The organism is Stieleria sp. (assembly GCF_041595215.1).
GTDB classification, from domain to species: Bacteria; Planctomycetota; Planctomycetia; order Pirellulales; family Pirellulaceae; genus Stieleria; species Stieleria magnilauensis.
On record NZ_JBFHKV010000656.1, the window covers coordinates 1 to 4888 of the forward strand.

The 4888-nt window shown below is 60.4% G+C and carries 4 protein-coding genes; 1 reads left to right on the plus strand and 3 read right to left on the minus strand.

What is annotated here, in order from left to right; translation table 11 throughout:
- Window positions 1-74 precede the first annotated feature (74 nt).
- Both ABX749_RS21900 and ABX749_RS21905 read right to left on the minus strand, forming a co-directional pair.
- Entirely contained in the window at window positions 75-593 is a 519-nt protein-coding gene (locus ABX749_RS21900) for an adenine phosphoribosyltransferase (RefSeq protein WP_095742005.1), read from the minus strand.
- Window positions 594-627: 34 nt separating this feature from the next.
- Window positions 628-2601 carry a hypothetical protein gene (locus ABX749_RS21905; RefSeq protein WP_372897859.1) on the minus strand — a complete coding sequence of 658 codons (1974 nt, stop codon included), beginning with the start codon at window positions 2599-2601 and terminating at the stop codon, window positions 628-630.
- A gap of 320 nt (window positions 2602-2921) precedes the next feature.
- Here ABX749_RS21905 and ABX749_RS21910 point away from each other — a divergent pair, with 320 nt between their 5' ends.
- Window positions 2922-3893, plus strand: coding sequence for an ABC transporter substrate-binding protein (locus ABX749_RS21910; protein WP_372897860.1), 972 nt, complete (start codon window positions 2922-2924; stop codon window positions 3891-3893).
- Between the two features lie 59 nt (window positions 3894-3952).
- On the opposite strand, the gene ABX749_RS21915 is transcribed toward ABX749_RS21910, so the two are convergent.
- The gene (locus ABX749_RS21915; RefSeq protein ID WP_145208726.1) at window positions 3953-4468 is read right to left on the minus strand and encodes a hypothetical protein; all 516 of its coding nucleotides are present in this window, start codon (window positions 4466-4468) and stop codon (window positions 3953-3955) included.
- Window positions 4469-4888 lie beyond the last annotated feature (420 nt).

The following is a 4888-nucleotide window of genomic DNA, read 5'->3' on the forward strand; positions in this document are numbered from 1 at the left end:
CCAGCGCAGGTTGGTGTCCAGCCTTCAGGCGCATCCCCACGCGCTGCGAAGCAGCAAGACGGGCGACGCGAAACTTAATAGACGATGGCCGATTCGACGCGGTAGGGCTGCAGCTTGGTTTCGCCCTTTAGCCCGGCCAAGTGAATCAGGAACGAACACCCCAAGATCTCGGCCTGGCAGAGTTCCAGCAGTTTGCAACAGGCCTGCATCGTGCCGCCGGTCGCGAGCAGGTCGTCGACGATGATCACCCGCTGACCGGGAAGCACGCCGTCGATGTGGACGTGCAACTCGTCACTGCCGTACTCCAGGTCATACGAATGGGAATGCGTTTCAAAGGGCAGCTTGCCGGGTTTTCGAATCGGCACGAACCCGGCGTTCAAGTGCAGCGCCAACGGCGCGGCAAAGATGAATCCCCGCGCTTCGGCGGCGGCGACCACGTCGACCGTTTCTCCGTCGAACGGTGCCGCCATGGCTTCGGTGGCAGCCTTGAAGGCCTGGGGGTCGAGCAGCAACGGGGCGATATCGCGATAGATGATCCCTGGCTTGGGAAAATTGGGGATGTCGCGGATGAAACTTTTTAGATCAATCGTCATCAGATGGTCTTGAGCGTGTCGAGATGAAATTCGCCTAGTCGTTGCTAGACATCCCGCTGGCAGCCATGCGGCTCGACGCGATCAGATCGCGGTGGTGGTACCACAAGCGATGCAACGAGATGAACAGGAACGCGTTGGCCACGAGCGAGCATAGCAAGAAGACGTTGACGTAGGGGTTGGATCTGCCGATCGCACCCGCGATCCCTGCCTGGTCGGCCGACGGCGGGCGGTTGCTCTGGCTGGGGTCTCGTTGGCCCGGGTCTCGCTGACCGCCGCCGCCCGCGGCTCCTGTGCCGGCAAGGTTGGGCCGATCCGCCGCGCTGACGCCACCGACAGGCGGTCGCAACGACCCCGCCGCCGTGACTCCATTGCCGCCGAGCAAACGGTCGCTGGCACTGGGCTGGCCCAGCGATGAATCAGCCGGCAGCGCCGAGCGGACGCGCTCGGCTTCCAGTTTAGCCAGGCGCTCTTCTTCCATGCGACGTTTTCGACCGATCGTCAGCTCCCACTGAGTTTCCTCATCCACACGCTCGCCAAATCGATCCAAGACATAACGTTCCTTGTCGATCGGATTGCCGTACTTGTCATAGGACCACGCCCCTGGCGGCAATCCATCGATGTCTTTCTGGGACAAGCGCGGATCCACGTCGGTCCTGCGCGTAGAATTGTCTTCTGAACCCCAAGTGCCGCCACCCGTCGTGGTGGTGAGGCCATCAAGACTGGCCAAACGCGGATCCATCCCCGCCAATCCGCCCGGTTGAGACGTTCCGGCCGGTGGTTGAACGCCTGGCAGGTTCCATCCCGCCTGTCCACCCACCCCGATACCTCCGGCCGACCAGCGCCCCGGTGCGGCCGCGTTGGCTGTCGTTTCGGCACTCGCCTGAGCCGCTTGCTGTTTCGCCAAATACTCTCGATAGCTGGCGTACAGGTCGTTCACGAAAGCCTTGTCGCCCATCCGCGGATCAGTCGGTTGGACCCCAAACAATTGCCCTAGCTGAGCAATCTGTTCGTAGGTCCAACTGGAAGGCACACTGGGAGGCGTCGTGCTGGTCGCCCCGTTACCGCTGGTCGCACCAGTCGAGGTCATCGAGCGGGGATCGGCCGCAGGGAATCCCAATGCCGAACCACCGGTCGCGGTTTGCCGCGATGCCGCCCCACCGGACAGGCTTCCCGGATACAAGAGGTCTTGCTGCGCCGTCGTCCTGGTCGAGTTTTGTCCAAAGTTTTGGGAACCGAAATTTTGCGAACCGAAATTTTGGGAATTGGCGGTCTGGGGAGACGCGGCGTTTGAATTGGTTCGGTTGTTGGCATTGAAGACCGACAGATCGTAGTTGGCTTCTTGAGCGGTCGGTGGGCCGTAGACGGGACGGTTTGTCGGACTCGGCGACGCCGTGGCCGGATTCCGTGCGAACTCGCTGCCGAACGTGGCGTTGGATCCCGCCGTGTTGCCTTGGTCTGGCAACCGAACGCCGGACGGTAGACTGCCAAAGCCTCGCGATGCCCCGCTGCCGGCGCTGCTTGTCGATCCCGTCGACTCTCGCGCGTTCGCCATCAATTGAGCTTCGCGACTTTGCGGATCCTGGGTGGCACCGACCGTTGCAATCGTGTTTCGGTTTGGGTTGCTGCGGAGGTCGTTGGGCAACGTCGGAGACGACTGGCCGCCAAACGCGGTGGAACCCACCGGCTCGGTCGTCGGTCGCTTGACCCCGGACGTCGTCTCGGAAAGCCAGGCACGATCGCGGGAGGTTGTCGGATCGGTCGTCGGGCCACCGGCTCGAGGCCCCACACGTTGTGTGTCGACTCCGCCGGTAAAATTCGGCAAGCTCATCGAAGCCGATCCGCCGGCGCCACGCGACGACTCCGCGGGCGATCCGAAACCGCCAGAAAGCGACGACGGAATTTCAAATCCGCCGCTCGGCCCCTGCGCCACAAGCCGGGCAGGCGCGATCTGGAGGATCGAGATCAGTGCGGCAACGGCGACCATCAAATAACGAATGGTTTCGCCCATGACATTCTTCCCTGAACAAACGATTGGACTTCAAATCCGTTTCACGGCCAAACCCGATGAGCTGAGCTCCAAATAAGACCACCAAAACAGAACGCTAAACAGCTCAGACGCATTTCCGGCGCGTGTTTCATGACAAGGTAACGGCAGCGGCGGCCAAACGTAAAGAGAGGTTTCACGCCAGCTGCCCGGCGAAACGTTCGCCGCAGTGCTCTTCGCCGACCGCGGCAGGCTGAACCAGTGGATTCGCAGCTGCCTTGCGGATTGATACATTGCAATCATTCTGCAAACGCCACTCCAACGGGCCGCCCGAGCCAAATCCGATGAAGCTTCTGCAACTTCCCTACCTTGCCGTTCTTGTCATCCTGGCCGGATGCAATTCGACGCCCGCGCCGTCACCCGACGGCGGCACGCCCATTCAGGTCCAATTGAACTGGTATCCCGAAACCGAACACGGGGGATTATTCCAAGCTCTGGCCGACGGATCTTATCATGCCGAGGGGTTTGACGTGACGGTCCAGCCGGGGGGGCGGGCCACACCGATCGGTCCCGAACTGGCCTTGGAGCGTGCTCAATTCGCGATCGCCAATGCGGACGACGTGATCATCTATCGCCAACAAGGAATCGACGTTGTGGCGGTGATGGCCGCGATGCAAAACCACCCGCGTTGCATCCTGGCCCGCAAGGACAGCGGCGTGGAATCGTTTGCCGACCTGAAGGGCAAAACGCTGCAACGCCAGGCCGGACGCGCGTTTGTCGAATTCATGCGTTCCAAAGGGATCTTGGACGGGGTCAAGGAAGTGCCCTACCACGGCAGCATCGCGTCGCTGGTCGGCGATCCCAATATCGTGATCCAAGGTTACAGCTGTGCCGAACCCCTGCTCGCCGAACAGCAGGGGGTGCCGGTCAACACCTTGATGGTCAGCGATCTCGGGTTCAATCCCTACTCGAGCGTTCTGGTGACGACAGGAAAACTGATCCGCGAGCAACCCGATCTGGTTCGGCGTTTCGTCGCAGTCACGCGTCAGGGCTGGCGCGACTATCTGACCGACGGCAGCCAAGGCAACGCAGCGATCTTGACCGTCAACGAAGAAGGCATGACGCCTGAAGCACTCAAGTTCGGAGCCAAGGTGATGCGCGAGCTGGCGATGCCGAACGCGGCGGGTGTGGAAACGGTCGGCACGATGACCGCTCAGCGATGGAGCGAACTGTTCGAACAGCTCACCGCGCTCGATCTGGTCGACCCAAACAAGGTCCGTGTCGAAGACTGCTACACACTCGAATTTGTAGATTGAGTGAAGCAGGTGGCAGCGGGCGATCCACGACAATGCGACTCTTATTCCCCGCTCGTGGCTTATCGCCTGGACGGGCTCTTGGACATCAGCCCCACGTCCCACTCCACCTTCCATTTTCGGTTGCGGTAAACCATCTCTTGCAACGAATCCAAGTCTTCGGGATTGGTCACATAGCCGTGAACCGACAACCGCTCATCGGTCTGCAGCGGCGGCGCGTGATAGGAGATCGTGACCAGTTCGTATTGCGACTTGGATTTCACTTGAGACCGCAAACGATTCGCCTCGCGGACGCGGGCGCGCGTTTCGTGAAGACCGTTTCGATACGAATCCACTCCGATCACGATCCCGGTCAGTGTCGCGATGACAATCACCGCGGTCATGATCCGGCGTTCGTTGGTCCTTGTTTTTCCGCGTCGAAAATACCAGATCACCGCTTCGAAAATGGCGATCCCGAACGTCGCCCCAAACCCGAAGGCGGCAACCGGGCCGAACAAGTAGTATCCCAAAGCGACGAGCAGCAAGTTCAGCGCTGTCGCGCCGACGCAGATCATCAATTTGAAACGTGGTGATTGCATGGAAAAGGAAACCCTCTTGCCCTGCAACCTACTCGCAGGACACCCAATCGACTTCAGTGACACCACCCTGCAGATGAGATGACAGGCGAAAAACACTTTCGCGCAGAATGGGTGCTCATCAGGGTGAACGCGATAACCCTGTGCTACAGCCGCAATAAATGTTTGGGATCGCGAGGGAAAACGGGGAAAAACCCGTTATCGACAAAGAGGATTGCCCATCTAAACCCAACAAACCGTTCGCCGAGGGCAACGGCCGCACGTTTTGAGGGTTTGCCCCCATACCCCCAAAGCACTCGAATTCTACGTCAGCTCAATGTTCGCGTAGTGGACGAGGCGACGAGTCCTCTGTAGTGGGCGAGGCGACGAGTCCTCTGCAGTGGACCAGGCGACGAGTCCTCTGTAGTGGGCGTTTTGGCAGAG

Excerpts from the sequence above, each read along its gene's own strand:
- ABX749_RS21900 (WP_095742005.1), bottom strand. The coding sequence starts at position 593 with ATGACGATTGATCTAAAAAGTTTCATCCGCGACATCCCCAATTTTCCC.
- ABX749_RS21905 (WP_372897859.1), bottom strand. The coding sequence starts at position 2,601 with ATGGGCGAAACCATTCGTTATTTGATGGTCGCCGTTGCCGCACTGATC.
- ABX749_RS21910 (WP_372897860.1), top strand. The coding sequence starts at position 2,922 with ATGAAGCTTCTGCAACTTCCCTACCTTGCCGTTCTTGTCATCCTGGCC.
- ABX749_RS21915 (WP_145208726.1), bottom strand. The coding sequence starts at position 4,468 with ATGCAATCACCACGTTTCAAATTGATGATCTGCGTCGGCGCGACAGCG.